A 19,853-nucleotide genomic window follows, 5' to 3' on the forward strand; every position below is an offset into this window, starting at 1 on the left:
TTTCTGATAGAGCTTGTCTTTGATGTGGATATAATGTTATTCCATTGAATCACCTTCCTTGTTTATACATTTAGAGCAAACTCTTTTATAATACTATTCATTATAGTTAGGTCCTTACCAGAAAGACTTGTCCCAAGGCGTTCTAGCAATTCCTTTTGTTCAGGCTTCAGATACTTACGGTTCATATAGAAACCATCCATAACCCTGACACCACCACCATAACGCCCACGTATAGTTTCTAGAGGATAAGAAAGCGATAGATAGTCAATATCATTACGAATTGTTCTGATACTGACACCAAACTCAGTTGCTAGATTTTCCATTGTTTCTTGTCTTCTTTGACAAAGAACTTCCATTATTTCCATTCTTCTTTCATTTGGTCCCATCGCTTTCTCACCTCCTTCCCTTGCTCTGTAGTTAAAGAATAAAAGTTAAATAGGCAGGTTAATTTCCTATTTAGAAAAACTTTTATTTAAAACTCTAAAATAAACTGCAGAATTTTTACTGTCTGCTAACGTATACAACTTTAAGTCAATACGCCATTGAGAAATGGTACCTTTAATAAAACCTCTTATTGAATAAAAAAATGGCCAGAAAATCACCAATTTCTTGGTAATCATCTGGCCATCTAGTGGCTCTAATCTAAGTGAGAATTATTCAGTTATGTAAGCAATTTTATTTAAAGAGTAGAATTTAACTAATACTTTTTCCTTGCACCTACATTTGCAGGTTATAGGTCCTATTGTTTTTTCTGTCACATCAAATAAGCGTTTATTGCATTTTGGGCATCTTATTTCTACTAACACTATTTAACACTCCTTTTTTAGTTGTCTTGTAAGCTAAATAGCTTACATATAAGACAAAAAAAATATACTATCCTTGTTTATACTATGTCTTATATAAAACTGATACTAAGCCCCTATCTTGGGGCTATTTATCAAATTTAACCTATTACCTACAATACTCCTTGTGTATAATACCTAGTTCTTTTAACCGGTATTCAGCAGCTTGATAGGATACATTGAAAACATTTACCATTTCATTAGTATACGTTAAATTCCTCCAAAATACATCGCTACAATAGGTTAAAGATCTTATTAATTGTATTACCATTTTCTTAGGCATTAACATAGCTGACGAGAAATAATTTGCTTGCCATTCCATACTATCCTTATCATCCCATTTCCTTGTAGGTTTAGCTTTACCATTAGCTGCTACTGCTCTACATTGTATCATTGGTTCTACTTCGTTTTCAAAAAGTGATAACTGATTTGGGTCATAAGCAAAGTATTGACTATGAAAAATATCATGGCCACTTTCGTGACCCATCGTATATCTGTATCTAGGCTCTTGTCCATCATCTAACAGATTGTTATCAATAATAACAGTCCTTGCTTTCGCACTGATATATTCTGCACTATTAGTTTCTGGAACATACACTGGAACTTTGTTTGTATCATTAAATACTGTCATTCCCAAATACACTCCATTATGAGATAGATAGTGAAAGTCCTGCTTCAAACCCAGGTAATTCAGAACAAAGTCATCTATATCTATTTCCATTGGAGTTTTCATAGCCTCTGGCTTATAATCTAATATGAATTGCTCAGCTATGTAGTCAATTTCTGACTTACTTAAAATAGGTACACCATTTTTCTTTGTTCTATATGTTGGAGAATACATCTAAAACAATTACCCCTTTCTTTTTTTGAGTTCTTTTACAAACTCCAACCATTCTTCCTCCCCAGCATCTAAATCTCTAGCTGTACGAAGTGCGGCACTTACGTAATCCCTTTCCATAATATATTCTGGTAGGTCAGGAGCTACTTCGTTTCTTCTTTTACCAGCTAAATCTAGCATTGTTGTCTTTTCCTCTTCTGATAGCATTAAAATATTAGCGAGAAGCCCCAATTTTTCTAAGTCAAAGGGGTTACGTCTGTCTTTTTCAACGTCACTTAAGTATGGCGGAGTAATACCTAACAGTTTCGCCATCTCTCTAAGCGTTATTTTCTTTTCTTCACGCTTTTTGGTAATGAACTCACCAAAGTTTAATAATTTATTTTCCATTTTTTTCACCTTTCTATTTGTTTCTGCCTACTCTTCTTATTTTTACCTTATCACTTGGATAATAGGTCTTTTTACTTTGTAGGTCCTCATCTTTTATCGGTGATTTTTTATAGTGACTTTATAATTGTAAGCTAGTTAGCTTATAAATAAATTATATGTAATTGGTTTATAGTTGTCAATATTAAAATAAAGATTAGTTTATATTTTATATATGAATTTCTGTTCAACTTACATTCCCCAGTTAAGCAAGATAATTGGTTAATAAGGTCTGTTTAGCATTTTTATATGTAAGGTAGCTTATTATAATTTTACACCGAACATATGTTTGTATTAATAATTTTTAGTTTGTTGTTCTCTGTTACTCATTATACTAATTATTTATTCCAAGTTGATACTAACCCCTTTTTGTTCCTTGATACAATATTTTCACACTTTGAAAAATTGTTTTCAATTATATCAGTTGCATTTTCATATTTCAAGATTTTAAATAAGTAAATACAATACTCTTTCCTTCATACTTCTATATATCGAATGTGATTTATTAAGACAAATGTATTTAGTAGTATTAACACAAAATAGGTCATAACTAACAAGTAAATTTACCTGTTAACTATGACCATATTAATTTTATTTAATAACTGTATCAATTTCTTTACATAATTTTAAATATATATTTTGCATTTCATTTATTAAATCTTCAGTATTTTTTCCATTTTTTTGCCTAGCTAGCTTACCTAATTCACTCAATTTTCTGTGTGATTTATTTAATTCATCATATTTAGGAATTTTAATATTAAATCTTATACTATACGACCTATTACTATAGGTTGCTTTAAAATAATACTCAATGATAGGCGTATTTAAAATAGCGCAGATATAGTCAGCCTCGTTTATTGTAATAAAATTTCCTTCTTTATCTCTACTAATATAGGGTGCGTGTTTTGCACAAATTCCTTGAACATCCTTTTTATTCAGAAATTTTTCTGGAGTTACTACTGCAGCATTCATCTTTGTATTATCTCTAAATGTTACCATACAATTATTAAAAGTATATAACCCCACTTTTGACAGAGAATAAAATGCTTTACCCATTGAGATCAATTGACTTCTTTTGGATTGGCTACCAATAATATGTTTATGATTACGTAAGTAATTATAGGTATTATTACACTTCACCATTTCCGATACATCTACTGCATACCTGTCATTGTCTTGATAAGGGAAAATACATACTTCATTTGTTTCTTTAATATAAAACTTCTGTATGTTCGGTCCTGTTATCAAAGGTCTAATATATCTTTCTTCAATCTGAAAACTTTTCCCATTGACTAAACTTTTATACTTTGATGTTCGGCGTGGGACGCTCTTAACAAATAAATTATCCTCTGTTGTTTTTTCCCTATCTATTTCTAGCATAAAAACTTCTAAAGGCGTAAATTCAACACCACTTCTTGCTTTGTATGCACATTCGCCAATTATTAATTGTAGTTCATCTCTTGAAAACTCTTCTGAATTTACAAGTGAAAATCCAGTTCTATTCTCATCAGCTCTAACTAAAAGCAACTCATTATATTCAAAATCTTCTTTTACAGTATTATAGTGACTATTCATATTAATTAGTTCTATATTTTTACCTTTTTTCTTTTTAACAATTGTAACAGGTACTCCATCATTTTTATAATCAACTGGTTTAGATGTATACAAGAATTCACAAAAAGATTCTTGAGTTTGAATAAAAGGATGTCCTGCTTTTTCGTAATCTACAACCTGTTCTAAATACAATCTTTTACCAGTATTAAAGTCTAAATAGAACTCTCTAAACCCCTCGTATGAATCTTGTGTCAACATTGTTTTAGGCATTAAAAATGATAATTTACCATCTTCTTTTAACCATTTTTTTGCAGAGTCATTAGCTATTAAAGCACAAATATTTAAACTAATTGCCCCCATATAACTCTGTCCCGAGAATAAATGTTGCTCTAAACATCTTGTCTTGATATTCTTTGCATAATATTCTGGCAAATGTTCCCATTTTACCCATGGTGGATTTCCAACTATATAGTCACATCTTTCAATTGAACTTATCTGCAAACTATTTGCAATCAACCTTAATGCACCAAAAGAACGCCCATTATTCTTTAATTCTACTAATCTTTCTGTTAGACAGTAGGTTACATTGGCTAATTCCTTATTTCCAAATAGATCAGGAATCTTATTAACTACTATAGAATTAAATTCACTTACCACATTGATATCTTCTAGTACCCTATCTAAAATTCCCATGTTCTCAAGAAAATCAGGTTTGTTAATAACATCAATAGGAAAAACTGCTGTAATTGTTTCCCCATTTTCTATAAAAACTTGACTTTGTAAACATTCTATTCCATCAACATTAACCTTCATAACTGGAGCACTCGCATCACCCAAGTAAACAGGAATATTAGTTGGAAGTAATATCTCTTCACCTCCATCAAACAATCTAGAGATTGCAATTAGATAAGAAACCCTTGCCATTAATACAGATAAAGGATTTAAATCAATGCCTTTTACATTATTTAATAGTTTTTCTAATAATTGCATTCTTTCATTATAATTTCTATCAATATTCAAAAAATTATTGATTACATTGTTTATATAGGATGTTAAAAATACTGCTGATCCACAACATGGATCCAAGATTAGTTTATCAACTATCTTATAAAAGTCATCGTCACCAACTGCATCAATGATAGTTTTTTCAGCAAGCCACTCAGGGGTAAAATATTCTCCTAAAGAATGTCTAACTTCATTAGGAATTGTTTCCATATACAAGCGTCTAAACAAATCCGGAGAACTGCTGTAAACAAACCCTATATACTCATACTCATCAACAACTGTAATCACTTCTTTCAATATTTCATATAATTCATAATCCCAGACTTCATCCTCATAATACCATGAGAAAAAAATATCATCCAATAAACCGTTAATATTTGCTAAAGTTGAATCTGATTGCAGCTGTTGTAATTTATTTTTTAGTGTATTTTCATCTACATCTGTTATATTGTCAAAGTAAAAAGAATTTTCTTTAATAACCAATTTTGAGATAAACTTAAAAGCTATCATTTTTATATTTGTTGCATATGTAGTTTGCAATGCAAATAGAGCTCTATATTCGTTACTATTATTAGAAATATTACAATCTAATATTTCCCCTAAAGCTCTCCTTCTCTTGGCAATATCGTTGCTTTGACCACTGTCTGCCTCTGATAAATGAAATGCATTTTCCCATTGCTTTAATATCATATCTGTTTTTTTATTACTAGTTTCTGTTAAAACGTTGTATAATTTTTTTGCAAGCTTATTTGACGCATTTTCTTTACTTTTAGTTAAGGCAAAGTCAATTAAAATATTTTCGGTAGTAAATTGTTTTTGTGAATTAAGAAGTATTAGTTGACTAATTTTCTTAATGTCATTAAAATCTAATACTTTTAATACCGAGTGATTGATTCCATCTTCTTTTTTATTAAAGTACATTATATTTTTACCATCACATAATACTGCACAAGAAAATTTATTTTTTTCTTGATTAAAATAACTAACAGTTTGTTTTATAGCTTTTTTAAGTATTGTAGTACTAGATAGCGCATCATATTTTTTAAATTCTATAAAAAAGTAGTAATTATTATATACAGTATCCATTCTACCTTCAAAAGAATTTATTATCCCCTCATCTGTGCGCCCCACTTCAGACTTTGGAGAAATATCACCATCTGATAAACCAAAAAAGTTCCTTAGGTGATGATAAAGGCACCTGTTAAATGCATCTACAACATCAGCTTCTGAATTACTTTTTAAACAAGCTTCTAAAATTTCGTTAGTAATTTTTTGACAAAGTTTACTAAATTCTGGAGTATTAATACGTTCCTTTATATTTTCTTCATTTTTAATCATGATAAAACCTCCTTTTTTATGTCCACAAGGATTATATCACTACAATTTTATATTGTCCACACATATTCCAATTTCAATATTTAACATTTAATTTCCATCCCACCTCACTAAAATTTTTAATTTCATCCTTTGTTATAATTTTATATTTATTATAATATTGAATTTTTTGAGCTTTCAAATAATCCATTTTATTTGAAGCCTCAACCATACTTTCAAAACTCCCATATAGTACCCAGGATGTTTTATTATCTATTGTCATTAAGACTAATAGAAATACTTCCATGAATTTCACCTTCTTTCATCTATGCATCTTAACTCTATTAAGTGCATGTATCAAGTTATACTTAACAGTAATAAATAATACAGATGAAGGTATGTATATAGTAATAATATTTTTCTATGTCACTGCTAGTTTTACATCTTTAAAACAGCCTATTTCACTTGACTAACCATTTACGTGTATATGTATTTATATTCCGCCTAAAAGTTAGACCCCCGGGGGTCAAAAAAATCCCCCAAACCTAGTTTGAGGGAACATAAATACACATTTCAATATTCACTTAAAACCTTGAAACCCTTTGATATCAACCTATTTCTTCTCTATCAACACGACTGTTTCAACGTGAGGCGTCTGAGGAAACATATCCACACAAACAACCTTCTTAACCTCATACCCACTCTTAATCAATTCTTCCAAGTCCTTCACAAGTGAAGTCGGCTTACAAGACACATAAACAATCTGCTCCACCCCAAAGTCTATAATCTTCTTCAAGGCTTTTGGATGTATCCCTTCTCTTGGAGGATCTAGTACTATAATTTCTGGTTTATCAACCAATTCATCTATAACCTTTAATACATCTCCTGCTAAAAACTCACAGTTCTCTAATTGATTTAACCTAGCATTTTCTTTAGCTGCTTCTACCGCTTCTTCAACAATCTCAACACCTACCACTTTTTTAGCTACTGGGGCTAACATTTGAGCAATAGTTCCGGTACCACTGTATAAATCAAATATCACTTTGTCTTTTGTTTCTCCTACATAATCTCTAACAACTGAGTACAATACTTCTGCCCCTAAAGAGTTGGTTTGGAAAAATGAAAAAGGAGATATCTTAAACTTCAATCCTAACAACTCTTCATAGAAATAGTCTTGTCCATATAGTATTCTAGTTTCGTCACTTTGTACTGTATCTGCTACATTATCATTAAATGTGTGTAATACGCCCGCTATTTTACCATCTAAATCAAGGTTTACCAACTGATTAATTAACTCCGATAAATCTAGATCTAATTGGGTGCTAGTTACTAAATTAATCAATAACTCTTTAGTCTTCACACCTCTTCTAACGACCAAATGTCTAAGATACCCTACATGGTCTTTTTTCGTATAGTAAGTTATATTTCTTTCTGAAAAATAATTTAATACACATTCTAAGACTTTATTGTAATCGTTATCCACAATTAAGCAGTTGTTTGTTGTGACTATATCGTAAAAACTTCCTTTTTTATGTAAGCCTAATGCCAAAGGTCCGTCCTTATATTCATCTCCAAAGGAAAATTCCATTTTATTTCTGTAATGCCATTCACTTGGACTTCCTTTTATGCCTTCAAATTTATAATTTATTTTTAACTCATCTAATAAATCTATTACATGATTTTTTTTCACTTCTAATTGGTTTTCATAACTAAGTGTTTGATAAAAACAACCACCACAAGGCCCAAAGTGTATACAAGGGGCTTGTCTATTTTCTATATCTGCTTTTTCTATTGTTTCTAAAATGCGTCCTTCAAATTTACCTTTTCTAGCTTTTGTTACTGCAAATTTTACTTTTCGTCCTGCAATTGCTTGTTTGATACTTACTTTATTGCCTTCTATATTGATAATCCCCTTATTTGGGAAAGTTGTTTTTTCTATTATGCCTTCGTATATCTCTTTCTTTTTCATCCTATACTCCTTCATAACTATCCTATCATTATTGTAGCGGAGAATAAATTCTCCGCTACTTATAGTATCTTATAAAATTAAACTATTCTTTGATTTCATTCTCCATCATAGCTGTTTCAATTTCTTCTGCTAACTCGTCTAACTCTTCTTCATCTTCGTAGTCATCGTAATCATCATATTCTATGTCTTCAAAGTCTTCATCATCAAAGTCTAAATCAAAGTCATCATCAAAATCTTCTAGGTAGTTTGGTGTTAAATATCTATATATTGCATATGCCACACCTGCAATTGCTGCTACTGAAGCAACTACAACAGCAACCCATACCCATGTACGATCTTTTCTCTCTTCTTCTTGTTTTCTGCTGAATTTGTGTAAGAAATCATTAAATTGTCTCATGCTAAGAAAGTCCTCTCTGTTTCTAAACATAACATCCACATCCTTTCATTATTCTTCACAATTATAGTTCCCATTTTTTTGTAATATATTTCATTATAACATTAATTTATTCCAATGACCATATTATATGCTTTTTTTAATAAACTACTCTACTTTTTTTAATTTTGCTAATGAGGCAAATAATTTTTTTACGCCAACTTTTGTAAAGTTAACAGTTACTTGGTAATCCGCTCCACCTGGCTCTATTTCTATGATTTCACCTGGTCCAAATTTTAAATGTTTCACCACATCTCCCACTTGAAAATCAAGGGTTGCACTATTTGAAACTGGCATTTTTTTTGTTTCATAAGGTTTACTATTAAAGAATGTATTATTTCTTTTGCTATATTCTTTTACTTTTGCTAGTGGATCTGTCACTGCTGGTCCTGATGAACTTTCTTTTAATAATTCTTTTGGAATTTCTTTAATAAATCTTGATACAGAGTTATATTGGGTTTGTCCTCTAATCATTCTTGATTTTGCACATAGGATACACAATTTTTCTTCTGCTCTTGTAATCCCAACATAACACAATCTTCTTTCTTCTTCTAAATCTTCATCTAATCCAGAAGACAATGACATATAGCTTGGGAATAAACCTTCTTCCATTCCTGATAAGAATACATTAGGGAATTCCAATCCTTTTGCACTGTGTAATGTCATAAGTATAACGGAGTTGGCATTGGCATCCATACTGTCAATATCTGCTACTAATGAAACTTCTTCTAAGAATCCATTCAGTGTTGGTTCTTCATTCGATTCTTCGTATCCAGCTGCTTTAGAGATTAATTCATCGATATTTTCTATTCTTGCTTGAGCTTCTGGTGTGTTTTCTATTCTTAATTCTTTAATATACCCTGTTACATTTAAGACATCTTCTATTAATTCAACCAATGGTATATGGTTGGCTTTTGTTTTAAATGTTTCTATTAAATTAACAAAGTCCGTTATTTTTAATGCTGCTCTACTTAAACTTGGTATGGCTTTTGCATTTTTTAATGCAGCGTATAAATCTATTTCATTATCCATGGCAAAGTCATTGGCTTTATCAATGGACGTTTGTCCAATTCCTCTTTTTGGTACATTGATCACACGTTTTACAGCCAAGTCATCTTTTGAATTATTGATTGTTTTTAAGTAAGCTAGTACGTCTTTGATTTCTTTTCTTTGGTAGAAGTTTACCCCGCCTACAATTTTATAAGGGATGTTTTTACTTACAAAAGCCTCCTCAATAACACGTGATTGAGCATTTGTACGATACAGTATAGCAAATTGGTTGTACTCTTTGCCATGATTCATAATCTGGTCAATGATTCTACCGGCTATAAATTCTGCTTCTTCTCTTTCATTGTATAAGTTATGAAATTCTATCAACTCTCCATCGTCATTGGCTGTCCATAATGTTTTGTCTTTTCTGCCAAAGTTATTGCTTATGACTTCATTGGCTGCTTGAAGAATATTTTTTGTTGAACGATAGTTTTGCTCTAATTTAATAACCACTGCATCATTAAAGTCTTTTTCAAAGCCTAAGATATTTTGAATATTGGCCCCTCTAAATTTATAAATAGACTGGTCATCGTCTCCAACCACACATAAGTTACGGTATTTTTTAGCCAATAATCTTACCAATTCGTATTGGGCAATATTGGTATCTTGGTACTCATCAATCATTATGTATCTGAATCGGTCTTGATATTCTTCTAATACATCTGGTCTTACAGTAAATAACTCTACTGTTTTATTAATTAGATCATCAAAATCTAGTGCATTATTGCTTTGTAATTTATCTTGGTATAATTTATAAGCTTTTGCAATGGTTTCTTTTCTAAAGTCACCATAAGTTTCTCTAGCAAATTGTTCTGGTGACTTGATTTGATCTTTTGCAGATGAAATCTCTCCTAATACACTTCTTTCTGGATAAAGCTTTGTATCAAGATTCAGTTGTTTTAAGACTTCACGAATAACAACTTTTTGATCATCTCCATCATAGATTGTAAAGCTTTTATCGTAACCTAATTTATCTATATGTCTTCTAAGGATTCGTACACAAGTCGAGTGAAATGTACTCACCCATACTTCTTCTCCACCTTGTCCGATTAAATTGTCTACTCTTTCTCTCATTTCCTTTGCGGCTTTATTTGTAAAGGTAATAGCAAGTATATTCCACGGAAATACGCCTTTTTCTTCTATTAAATAAGAGATTCTATGTGTTAATACTCTTGTTTTACCCGATCCTGCTCCTGCTAATATTAGCAATGGCCCTTCTGTATGTAATACTGCTTCTTTTTGTTTAGGATTCAAACCATCATATCTACTCATTTTTTAACCCACCTATTTCTTTTTCTTATAATCCAAAGTTTTATTATCTATATATAATACCATAAATGAATTCTTTAATAAACTGTTAATAGATTGGAAATTCTGTTGGTGTAATTTTAAATGTACTTGTTATCTAGTTTTTAATACTATATAATGTATTTAGGATTATTTTCTAAGAGGTGAACAAAATGGATGAAATGATTAAATCAATACAAGATTTAATAGATAAAGTTGATTTTGATTACATAAATATTAATGACATACCTAATATTGACCTGTATATGGATCAAGTAACAACTTTTATGGATGAAAATCTTGAAAAAATGAAACGTAATAGTGAAGATAAAATACTAACAAAAACGATGATTAACAATTATACAAAAAATGATTTATTGCCTCCACCAAATAAAAAGAAGTATTCAAAAGAGCATATGTTGTTCTTAATCTTTACTTATTATTTTAAAAATGTTCTTTCTATAAATGATATTCAAAAACTTCTTGAACCTATATCAAAAACTTTCTATGGAAAGGAAGAAAAAAAAGGTCAATTTGAAGATTTGTATGAGAAGATTTTTAGTTTACAAAAACAACAGTTTAATGATATTGAAAAAGATATAGAAAATAAAATAGAAATGTCAAAAGAGGCCTTTAAAAATCTTAATGATGATTCTGAATTATTATTTTTATTCAGCTTTATCTCTTTATTAAGCTTTGAAGCTTTTATGAAAAAACATATTGTTGAAAAGTTAATTGATCAATATTTCTCTTCAAAGGAAGAAGATAAGAACATTTAAAAATAGCAATAACACTTGTGTGTTATTGCTATTTGTTTTCTTTCATACGTGCAAAAATCATATCGTATCCATCATTACCATAGTTTAGGGAACGATTCACTCTACTGATTGTAGCCGTTGATGCTCCTGTCTTATCAGCAATTTCAAGATATGTTTTTTGTTCTCTTAACATTTTAGCCACTTCAAATCTTTGAGACAAAGATAATATTTCATTTACTGTACAAATATCTTCAAAAAAATCATAACATTCTTTTACATCTTTCAAATGTAATACTGCATTAAATAGTTGATCGACTGCGTCTGTTCTTATATTTTTGCTCATATAATTCTCCTTTAGTAATACATCCACTCTATAATTAATAAGTATATAACATATTCTACTTAATGAGATTTTACCATTTTAACTTAATAAAGTAAAGCCTAATTATCTATGTTTATATATTTTTTTAGCTTATCAATAGAAGTATTCACTATTAAGTCTTCTGGAAAACCTACACGTTCTAAAACCATTTGAGCATTTGAAAAATTACCAACATCACAGGATATGTGAGAATCGCTTCCTATTATAATAGAAGCCTTATACTTCATACACAATTCTAACATCTTAGTACAATTATTCACTGAATTTAATCTAAAACTATTAGGATCTAAGGAGCTATTATTAACTTCTAATAATGTATTATGTTCTTTTGCCTCTTTTACAACTAATTCATAGTCTAAAGGAAACCTGGAGTCATCAGGGTGACCAATTACATTTATTCTTTGATTTCTAATCGCCCCTATAATGGTTTTTGTATTTTCTTCTATGGTACCAAAGTTAATACAAGGTGGGTGCAAACTGGCAATCACTATATCTAAAGATTTCAGCGTATAATCATCCAAATCTACAGAACCGTCCCTATCTATAATATTCACTTCTGCACCTTTTAATATTCTTACACCGTGCAATGTTTCTGGCACAACCTTTAAATTATGAAAATAAAATATATGTGGTGCCCCTGGCATTTTAGGTGCATGGTCTGTTAACCCAATTAATTTCAAACCTTTTTCTGAAGCACTTTTTGCATTTTCTTCTAATGTACTGTATGCGTGACCACTGGCTATTGTATGACAATGTAAATCTAATTCATATTTCATAATAAACTCCTTTACCAAATAATTGCTCCTGCCACTCCTGCAATAACTATATATACTATTGGATGCTTTTTAAATTTTAATATGCCTAAAATCATTATTAAAAATACAGCTATGGCTCTAAAATCAATATCTCTATAAAATCTTAATAAATTTCCTTGTTCAACTGTATATAATGATACCAATGCAACTTGCACAATTGCTGTACATACAAGGCCCAAAACAGCAGCTTTTAATGCTATAAAAGCAGACTTAACTAATGGATGCTCATTAAACCGTTGTAAAAATGTAGCAACAATTATTGCTAGAATAAATCCGGGTAAAATAACCGCTATGGAAGCAACTAAAGCACCAAAAACACCGCCTGAGCTAAAGCCAATGTATGTAGCCATATTAATGGCTATTGGTCCTGGTGTTGATTGTGATATTGCAATTAAATCTGCAAATTCCGTTACAGTGACCCAACCTTTATCCAAGGCTGTCTCTTGCAATAGTGGCAACATTGCTAATCCGCCACCATAAGAGAATATGCCAACCTTAAAAAACTCTATAAATAATATTAATATATTCATCCTTTTATCCTCCTATAATAAATCAGTATGCCTACTAAAGAGGCTGCTACTATGATTAGCATAGGAGAAACAAAAGACCCCATTACAAGAACAAATGATATTCCTGCAATGATAATAGTATAATAATCTACAATTGCATTTTTAATCATTCTATAAATGGCCGTCACCAAAAGTGCTAGTACTGCCGCTCTAATGCCTTTAAATGCGTTCTGTACGATTATGTAATCATTTAATCTTGTAAATACTGTTGCAACGATAAGAATAATTATAATTGATGGGGAAATAACCCCAAGGACTGCAAAGATAGAACCTAATATACCTTTTAATTTATGACCTACAAAAACCGCCGTATTAGATGCAATAACCCCAGGTAATGATTGGGCAACTGAATAAGATTCTAAAATTTCATCATCTGTACACCATTTCTTTTTTTCAATAAGTTCTTTTTCAATGATGGGTAGCATTGCAATCCCACCACCAATAGTTAATAACCCTACAATAAAAAATGATTTGTAAATTTCAAATAGTTTTTTTACATCATTATTAAAAAACCCTTTAAAGCTTTCTAGTAGCTTTTTCAATAATTGAATGGTCGCCACATAACCTTTCTTTAACTTGTTCATATTAATGTCTCCTTAAAAGTAAATGATTATGTCTTTATAAACATATTATATCATATTTTTAACATTTAGACTTATAAATAGATGATTCTTGCATTATTTTATTGCAATTATTATATTATAACATGTCATAAAAATAAGTACAGGATATATGAACTAAAGTTAGCACCTTATACAAGCCGTAGAGAATAGTATATATAGAAGCACCAACTTTTATATAGGAGGTATCTAAAGTGAAAAAAATATTAGTTGTTTTTGTACTTATATTTGTTGTCTTCGCTACAACCCTTACTGGGTGTAGTAAAAAGGATGACGATCTTATAACCGTTAGATTTAATGAAGTCGTTCATTCTGTTTTTTATGCACCACAATACGTAGCCATAGAAAAAGGGTTCTTTGAAGAAGAAGGTTTAAAAATTGATTTAAGCACAGGATGGGGCGCCGATAATAGCATGATTGCCGTTCTTTCTGGTAATGCTGATATTGGCTTTATGGGTTCTGAAGCATCCGTATACGTTTATAATGAAGGTCAAGAAGATTATGTTGTAAACTTCGCTTTACTATGTCAGCGCGCTGGCAATTTTATGCTGGGTAGAGAAGATGATCCTAACTTTACTTGGGATAAAGTAAAAGGTAAAACCATCGTTGGTGGACGTAGAGGTGGAATGCCTCAAATGGTATTAGAATATATCTTAAAACAAAATAATATAACGCCTTATACAGATGTAAATATCATAACAAATATTGACTTTACTGCCACTGCTGGTGCTTTCTCAGGCGGTACAGGTGATTATATTGTTGACTTTGAGCCAACAGCATCTGCTTTAGAAAATGAAGGTGTAGGAACAGTAGTAGCTTCTTTAGGTGTAGATAGTGGTTACGTTCCTTATACAGCATATATGGCTAGAAAAAGTTATATAGAAAAAAATCCAGAAATTATTCAAAAATTTACCAATGCTATTTATAAAGGTCAACAATGGGTTGATGCTCATACCCCAGAAGAAATTGCAAAAGCCATTAAGCCACAATTCCCAGATACTAACGTAGAAACCCTTACTCAAATAGTAACCCGTTACAAAGAACAAGATACTTGGAGACTTGATCCGCTATTCCCTGAAGAAGGATTTGATCTTCTACAAAATATCTTAGATGAAGCTGGTGAATTGAGCAAACGTGTACCTTTTGAAGTATTAGTTGATAATAGTTTTGCTAATAAAGCCATAGAATAATAAAGCTAATAACTTTTTTCATATAAATCTTCTCCCATAATATATCATTTTACAATAAGTCAAGATTTTCTTGGCTTATTGTATTTTTTTAGCTCTGACTCCTTTATTTAAGCACTTTTTTTGGAAAGTTCAATACTATATAGTATAGATAAAAGTTTAACTTCATCCCAAAGGAGGGATAAAGCAATGGCTCCTTTTGTAAATGTAGAAAATATTTCATATACCTACCATACTTTGTCTGGTGAAACAAAGGCTATAGATAATCTTTCTTTTGGTATAAATAAAGGAGAATTTATTAGTATTGTTGGTCCAAGCGGTTGTGGTAAATCTACTTTGCTATCCATAATTGCAGGTTTGTTAACGCCATCTTCTGGTGAAGTGTATATAAATAATAATAAAATTATAAAAACCTCTAATGATGTTGGTTATATGCTTCAAAAAGACCATCTCTTTGAGTGGAGAACTGTAATAAAAAACATCACTTTAGGTTTAGAAATCCAAAAAAAATTCAACACAGAAGAAAATCTTGACTATATTGATTCCTTATTGAAACTGTACGGTCTTTATGATTTTAAAAATTATCATCCTTCACAATTGTCAGGGGGCATGCGACAAAGAGTTGCTTTAATAAGAACCCTTGCTCTTAAACCTGATTTGTTATTATTAGATGAACCCTTCTCTGCTCTTGATTACCAAACACGACTATCTGTTGCTGATGATATTGGTAATATTATCAAGAAGGAGAAAAAAACAGCTATACTCGTTACTCATGATATTGCAGAAGCCATAAGTATGGCTGATCGTGTAATAGTTCTTTCAAAAAGACCAGCTACTATTAAAACAATTGTTCCAATAGAACTGTCTATTGACGATAGAACTCCTTTTAAATCTAGAAGCGCCAAAGAATTTGGTGATTATTTTAATTTAATATGGAAGGAGTTGGATATAGATGTCAACGAAGAATAAAATGTCAACAGCTCAAGAATCTTTTCTAAGAAAGCATAAAAGAGAAATATTATTGGTCAATATTTATAGATTAATTGTTTTTATTGCTTTTTTTGGACTATGGGAAGTGAGTTCAAGACTTAAACTTATTGATTCATTTATATTTAGTAGTCCAAGTCGAATAATAAAAACATTTTATAATATGTTAATGGACGGGTCTATTTTTTACCATACAGGTATTACCATATTTGAAACCCTTGTAAGTTTTTCTTTAGGAAGTATTTTGGGAATAATTATAGCCATTATACTATGGTGGAATAAAACCATTGCTAAAGTTTTAGAGCCTTATTTGGTCGTATTAAATAGTCTTCCTAAAACGGCATTAGCCCCTATTTTAATTGTATGGTTAGGTAATAATATGAAATCTATTATCTTCACAGCTTTAACTGTTTCCATTGTTGTAACTATACTAAATGTGTACAATGGATTTATAAATGTTGAAGAGGATATGATCAAATTAATTTATACTTTTAATGGAAAAAAACAAGATGTGTTAAAAAAAGTTATCCTACCTAGCAATATTCCTACGATTATTAGTACTATGAAAATCAACATTGGTTTATCATTAATTGGAGTTATTATTGGAGAGTTCCTAGCTGCAAAAGCAGGCCTTGGTTATTTAATCGTATATGGAAGTCAGGTATTTAGACTCGACTGGGTTATGATGAGTATTATTTTACTAGCTCTACTGGCAACAGCACTCTATCAAGGCATTGTCTTTATAGAAAAACGGATAAAACGGTACTAAAAAGCGGAGAATGAATTCTCCGCTTTTAATTATACTGCAACAACAATACCACCATCATACGCGTATGTTGTACTAATTCCTGCTGTACTAACAATTATAACATCTTTAAAAGAATATCTTTTTAATATCTCTTCTTTAAATTCTTTTGCTCTTTCTGGACAATTACACTGAGCAATGACACAGATTTTTTCACTTAATTGCTGTCCTTCTTCTCCAATGATTTCTGCCATTCTATTAAGAGCTTTCTTAATACCTCTTCCTTGGTCTAATTTTTTAATGGTACCATCTTTATTGGCACCCATTATAGGCTTTATATTAAGAACATTAGCAATTAATGCTTGCACATTATTTAATCGTCCATTTTTTCTTAAGTTATCTAAGCTTTCAAGTACAAAATAAGTATTCATTCCATCAATATATTCATTTACTTTTTTATCAATACTCTCAGTGCTTTCACCAGCTTTTGCTAACGCCTCTACTTTTAATGCAATAAGTACTTCAGCAGATGAAGCTGAGAAAGAATTAAATATTGTAATATGTTTGTTATTATTAGGGTTTTCATCATTGTATAAATTTTTAGCCAAAACAGCACTATTATAGGATCCACTTAACTGATCAGATAAAGTTACAATAAAAATATTCTCTTCATCACCATCAAAGTGTTTCATATAATCTTCTGGGGAAGGACATGCTGTTTGTGGAGCTTTAGGTGTTTCTTTCATTTTTCTAAGATATTCGGACACATCTAAATTTTCGTCATCAACGTAAGTCTTTCCACCTAAATCAATAGTAAGTGGTACTACTATAAAGTGTGGCTGTTTCCTGTATTCTTCAGGCAAATCACAACAACTATCTACTAATATTTTATAGTTCATTTTTCGTCCTCCTAGCATACTACTATAAGTAGTTTTCATTACTACTTTATATTACCATACTTGTATGATTTTTTAAAGTATTTTTTTATAAATTTACTCTAAACTGAAAAAAGTATTAAAAACTGAAATAACATTCTCACAATCACTAACACCCATTAACTCTCTAGCAGAATGCATCCCAAGCATAGGTGCACCAATATCTACTGTTTTAATGGGTACATAGGACGTTGTAATTGGACCAAGGGTTTTGCCACCTATCTCATCAGATCGATTAACAAATTTCTGATACTTTACACCTGCTGCTTCACAAATCTGTTGAAAAATCCCTATAGATTCACTATCTGTGGCATATTTTTGTTCCCCACTTATTTTAATAACAATACCTTTTCCTATTACTGGTCTATTGGTTGGATCGTGTTTATCCGGTCTATTAGGATGTACGGCATGGGCCATATCTGCTGATACATTAAAAGATTTAGAAAATATTCTGAGAAACTGATTTCTTTCTAGATACATACCACTAGCCATCTTTTCTAAAACCATATTAAAAAGTATTGAATCTGCTCCTTGTTTGGACTTGCTTCCTATTTCTTCATTATCAAATAAAGCTATGATATTCACACCTGTTTTAGGTTTAGATTCAATGATTGCTGTCGTAGCCCCATAAACCATGGCCAAATCATCTAACCTAGGTGCAGAGAGCAATTCATTGCTTAACCCTATTATCTCACCTTTTTCAGTGGCATATACAAACAAATCAAAATCAAGAATATCATCGGTTTTTACCCCTAATTCTTGAGCCAAATAATACATAAAAAACTGATTATTATTCAATTTCTCATCAATTAAACCTGCTAAAGGCAACATATCAACCTGTCGATTTAACTCAATACCTCTATTAACCTCTCTATTCATATGAATGGCTAAATTCGGTATAATAAAAATAGGCTTTCTAATATCAATAAACCTTACATCAGGCGCCATCACACACTCGCTTCTTAAAACAACTTTCCCTGAAACAGAAAGAGGTCTATCCATCCAAGTATTTAAAATAGGTCCACCATACACCTCAGTATTCACTTTCAAATACCCCTCTGAAGTCAACTCCGGAGAAGGCTTCACTCGAAAACAAGGCTGATCCGTATGGGCAGAAATAATCCTAAACCCTTGATTAAACTCTAACCTCTTAGGAATTGAAAAAGCAAACAAACAAGAAGGAAACGGAGAAACAAAATAACTCCCCCCAAAATCAAACTGCCACTCATCCTCAAAACAAATCTCCTTAAACCCATCCTCTAACAAACGCCTCTTCACCTCTAAAACCGTATGAAAAGGAGAAGTACAAACATCAATAAAATCAATCAAATCCCTAGCTCTATCCATTTCAAAAAACACCTCCAAATAATATAAAAACGCTCAACATAAACACAAGTTTTATTAACAATCTGAATAAATCGTCTTTCACAAAGTAGAAAGAGATCTACTATTAATCACATACGACCGACCCCAACAACAAAAAAACTCAACTAACAAATCTAAAGATAAAACCGCCACAAAAAATCCACAGCCTCCTCAGCATAATCAATATTAATCCTCTTACCAACTTTAACATCCAACTCTAAATCTATTATCTCCCTTGAATCACAAATATATAAATCATCCCCAAGTAAATCCAATCCATTTTCAGACTTAGTAATTCCCAAAGCCTTACACAACTTCCCCGGCCCATTAGAAAAATTCTTAATCTGATATTTACTCAATTCATCATATGCTTTACCATATCTTAAAAGTGACATTTTCCCAATATTAGATACAGGCTCAACACCTCTAATTAAAACGGCAGAAGGTTCACCCTCTCCCTCTGTAACCACATTTAAACAATAATACATCCCATAAATAAGATACACATAAGCATAACCTGGCAGACCAAACATCACCTTCGTCCGCTCTGTTAATCGATTCCCATACGCATGACAAGCTTTATCTATTCTACCAATGTAGGCCTCTACTTCAGTAATCTTACAAAGGACCTCTTCATCATCAATACGTCTTACAATATACTTTCCCAACAAATCTTTACTTACCTCTAGCGTATGCCTATTATAAAAATCTCTTTCCAATTTTTTCATACCATCACCTAATACTATTCTACCTTATTCATAAAAATTTTTCTAGA

General features: G+C 31.1%; 19 protein-coding genes. 4 read left to right on the forward strand and 15 right to left on the reverse strand.

Annotated elements, in window-relative coordinates; translation table 11 throughout:
- Window positions 1–62: 62 nt before the first annotated feature.
- From EDC18_RS08555 to pcrA, 8 genes are all read right to left on the reverse strand, one after another.
- Window positions 63–386: an HTH domain-containing protein gene (locus EDC18_RS08555; protein ID WP_132252203.1), complete on the reverse strand. Its 324-nt coding sequence runs from the start codon at window positions 384–386 to the stop codon at window positions 63–65.
- Between the two features lie 565 nt (window positions 387–951).
- Complete coding sequence (locus EDC18_RS08560; protein WP_132252205.1) at window positions 952–1,683, reverse strand: ImmA/IrrE family metallo-endopeptidase; 732 nt, start codon at window positions 1,681–1,683, stop codon at window positions 952–954.
- A 9-nt stretch (window positions 1,684–1,692) separates the two neighbouring features.
- Window positions 1,693–2,067 carry a helix-turn-helix domain-containing protein gene (locus EDC18_RS08565; RefSeq protein ID WP_132252207.1) on the reverse strand — a complete coding sequence of 125 codons (375 nt, stop codon included), beginning with the start codon at window positions 2,065–2,067 and terminating at the stop codon, window positions 1,693–1,695.
- Window positions 2,068–2,694: 627 nt separating this feature from the next.
- Entirely contained in the window at window positions 2,695–6,000 is a 3,306-nt protein-coding gene (locus EDC18_RS08570; protein ID WP_132252209.1) for an Eco57I restriction-modification methylase domain-containing protein, read from the reverse strand.
- 73 nt (window positions 6,001–6,073) lie between these two features.
- A complete protein-coding gene (locus tag EDC18_RS08575; protein ID WP_165878526.1) occupies window positions 6,074–6,283 on the reverse strand; it encodes a hypothetical protein in 210 nt (69 codons plus the stop codon).
- A gap of 306 nt (window positions 6,284–6,589) precedes the next feature.
- Window positions 6,590–7,945, reverse strand: coding sequence for a 23S rRNA (uracil(1939)-C(5))-methyltransferase RlmD (gene rlmD, locus EDC18_RS08580; RefSeq protein WP_132252213.1), 1,356 nt, complete (start codon window positions 7,943–7,945; stop codon window positions 6,590–6,592).
- Window positions 7,946–8,027: 82 nt separating this feature from the next.
- Window positions 8,028–8,372 carry a hypothetical protein gene (locus EDC18_RS08585; RefSeq protein WP_132252215.1) on the reverse strand — a complete coding sequence of 115 codons (345 nt, stop codon included), beginning with the start codon at window positions 8,370–8,372 and terminating at the stop codon, window positions 8,028–8,030.
- 114 nt (window positions 8,373–8,486) lie between these two features.
- Complete coding sequence (gene pcrA, locus EDC18_RS08590; RefSeq protein ID WP_132252217.1) at window positions 8,487–10,700, reverse strand: DNA helicase PcrA; 2,214 nt, start codon at window positions 10,698–10,700, stop codon at window positions 8,487–8,489.
- A 188-nt stretch (window positions 10,701–10,888) separates the two neighbouring features.
- Between pcrA and EDC18_RS08595 the strand changes: the two genes are divergently transcribed.
- Complete coding sequence (locus EDC18_RS08595) at window positions 10,889–11,494, forward strand: DUF1836 domain-containing protein (protein ID WP_132252219.1); 606 nt, start codon at window positions 10,889–10,891, stop codon at window positions 11,492–11,494.
- A gap of 28 nt (window positions 11,495–11,522) precedes the next feature.
- Here EDC18_RS08595 and EDC18_RS08600 read toward each other — a convergent pair whose 3' ends face one another.
- The 4 genes from EDC18_RS08600 to EDC18_RS08615 form a co-directional block, all read right to left on the reverse strand.
- The gene (locus tag EDC18_RS08600; protein ID WP_132252221.1) at window positions 11,523–11,816 is read right to left on the reverse strand and encodes a YerC/YecD family TrpR-related protein; all 294 of its coding nucleotides are present in this window, start codon (window positions 11,814–11,816) and stop codon (window positions 11,523–11,525) included.
- A gap of 98 nt (window positions 11,817–11,914) precedes the next feature.
- Complete coding sequence (locus EDC18_RS08605; RefSeq protein WP_132252223.1) at window positions 11,915–12,631, reverse strand: phosphatase; 717 nt, start codon at window positions 12,629–12,631, stop codon at window positions 11,915–11,917.
- Window positions 12,632–12,642: 11 nt separating this feature from the next.
- Window positions 12,643–13,200, reverse strand: a complete 558-nt coding sequence (locus EDC18_RS08610; protein ID WP_132252224.1) for a chromate transporter — start codon at window positions 13,198–13,200, stop codon at window positions 12,643–12,645.
- Entirely contained in the window at window positions 13,197–13,823 is a 627-nt protein-coding gene (locus tag EDC18_RS08615; RefSeq protein ID WP_132252226.1) for a chromate transporter, read from the reverse strand. Before EDC18_RS08615 ends, EDC18_RS08610 begins: the two co-directional genes overlap by 4 nt.
- Window positions 13,824–14,053: 230 nt before the next feature.
- On the opposite strand from EDC18_RS08615, the gene EDC18_RS08620 reads away from it, so the two are divergent.
- The 3 genes from EDC18_RS08620 to EDC18_RS08630 all read left to right on the forward strand — a co-directional run bounded on the left by EDC18_RS08620 (window position 14,054) and on the right by EDC18_RS08630 (window position 16,802).
- A complete protein-coding gene (locus EDC18_RS08620) occupies window positions 14,054–15,049 on the forward strand; it encodes an ABC transporter substrate-binding protein (protein ID WP_132252228.1) in 996 nt (331 codons plus the stop codon).
- Window positions 15,050–15,235: 186 nt separating this feature from the next.
- Window positions 15,236–16,015, forward strand: coding sequence for an ABC transporter ATP-binding protein (locus EDC18_RS08625; protein WP_132252230.1), 780 nt, complete (start codon window positions 15,236–15,238; stop codon window positions 16,013–16,015).
- Window positions 15,999–16,802, forward strand: a complete 804-nt coding sequence (locus EDC18_RS08630) for an ABC transporter permease (protein WP_132252231.1) — start codon at window positions 15,999–16,001, stop codon at window positions 16,800–16,802. Before EDC18_RS08625 ends, EDC18_RS08630 begins: the two co-directional genes overlap by 17 nt.
- Before the next feature lie 29 nt (window positions 16,803–16,831).
- Here the strand turns inward: EDC18_RS08630 and EDC18_RS08635 are convergent, their stop codons facing one another.
- From EDC18_RS08635 to EDC18_RS08645, 3 genes are all read right to left on the reverse strand, one after another.
- Complete coding sequence (locus tag EDC18_RS08635; protein ID WP_132252233.1) at window positions 16,832–17,677, reverse strand: DegV family protein; 846 nt, start codon at window positions 17,675–17,677, stop codon at window positions 16,832–16,834.
- Window positions 17,678–17,770: 93 nt separating this feature from the next.
- Window positions 17,771–19,060 (reverse strand): M18 family aminopeptidase, encoded by a 1,290-nt coding sequence (locus tag EDC18_RS08640; RefSeq protein ID WP_243115101.1) that lies wholly within the window; start codon window positions 19,058–19,060, stop codon window positions 17,771–17,773.
- Between the two features lie 152 nt (window positions 19,061–19,212).
- On the reverse strand, window positions 19,213–19,806 hold the full coding sequence (locus EDC18_RS08645) for a DNA-3-methyladenine glycosylase (protein WP_132252237.1): 594 nt from the start codon (window positions 19,804–19,806) through the stop codon (window positions 19,213–19,215).
- Window positions 19,807–19,853: the final 47 nt, after the last annotated feature.

The organism is Natranaerovirga pectinivora (assembly GCF_004342165.1).
Lineage (GTDB): Bacteria > Bacillota > Clostridia > Lachnospirales > DSM-24629 > Natranaerovirga > Natranaerovirga pectinivora.

What these genes read in the sequence shown, in the direction of transcription:
- EDC18_RS08555 (WP_132252203.1), bottom strand. Translation starts at nt 386, where the DNA reads ATGGGACCAAATGAAAGAAGAATGGAAATAATGGAAGTTCTTTGTCAA.
- EDC18_RS08560 (WP_132252205.1), bottom strand. Translation starts at nt 1,683, where the DNA reads ATGTATTCTCCAACATATAGAACAAAGAAAAATGGTGTACCTATTTTA.
- EDC18_RS08565 (WP_132252207.1), bottom strand. Translation starts at nt 2,067, where the DNA reads ATGGAAAATAAATTATTAAACTTTGGTGAGTTCATTACCAAAAAGCGT.
- EDC18_RS08570 (WP_132252209.1), bottom strand. Translation starts at nt 6,000, where the DNA reads ATGATTAAAAATGAAGAAAATATAAAGGAACGTATTAATACTCCAGAA.
- EDC18_RS08575 (WP_165878526.1), bottom strand. Translation starts at nt 6,283, where the DNA reads ATGGAAGTATTTCTATTAGTCTTAATGACAATAGATAATAAAACATCC.
- rlmD (WP_132252213.1), bottom strand. Translation starts at nt 7,945, where the DNA reads ATGAAAAAGAAAGAGATATACGAAGGCATAATAGAAAAAACAACTTTC.
- EDC18_RS08585 (WP_132252215.1), bottom strand. Translation starts at nt 8,372, where the DNA reads ATGTTTAGAAACAGAGAGGACTTTCTTAGCATGAGACAATTTAATGAT.
- pcrA (WP_132252217.1), bottom strand. Translation starts at nt 10,700, where the DNA reads ATGAGTAGATATGATGGTTTGAATCCTAAACAAAAAGAAGCAGTATTA.
- EDC18_RS08595 (WP_132252219.1), top strand. Translation starts at nt 10,889, where the DNA reads ATGGATGAAATGATTAAATCAATACAAGATTTAATAGATAAAGTTGAT.
- EDC18_RS08600 (WP_132252221.1), bottom strand. Translation starts at nt 11,816, where the DNA reads ATGAGCAAAAATATAAGAACAGACGCAGTCGATCAACTATTTAATGCA.
- EDC18_RS08605 (WP_132252223.1), bottom strand. Translation starts at nt 12,631, where the DNA reads ATGAAATATGAATTAGATTTACATTGTCATACAATAGCCAGTGGTCAC.
- EDC18_RS08610 (WP_132252224.1), bottom strand. Translation starts at nt 13,200, where the DNA reads ATGAATATATTAATATTATTTATAGAGTTTTTTAAGGTTGGCATATTC.
- EDC18_RS08615 (WP_132252226.1), bottom strand. Translation starts at nt 13,823, where the DNA reads ATGAACAAGTTAAAGAAAGGTTATGTGGCGACCATTCAATTATTGAAA.
- EDC18_RS08625 (WP_132252230.1), top strand. Translation starts at nt 15,236, where the DNA reads ATGGCTCCTTTTGTAAATGTAGAAAATATTTCATATACCTACCATACT.
- EDC18_RS08630 (WP_132252231.1), top strand. Translation starts at nt 15,999, where the DNA reads ATGTCAACGAAGAATAAAATGTCAACAGCTCAAGAATCTTTTCTAAGA.
- EDC18_RS08635 (WP_132252233.1), bottom strand. Translation starts at nt 17,677, where the DNA reads ATGAACTATAAAATATTAGTAGATAGTTGTTGTGATTTGCCTGAAGAA.
- EDC18_RS08640 (WP_243115101.1), bottom strand. Translation starts at nt 19,060, where the DNA reads ATGGATAGAGCTAGGGATTTGATTGATTTTATTGATGTTTGTACTTCT.
- EDC18_RS08645 (WP_132252237.1), bottom strand. Translation starts at nt 19,806, where the DNA reads ATGAAAAAATTGGAAAGAGATTTTTATAATAGGCATACGCTAGAGGTA.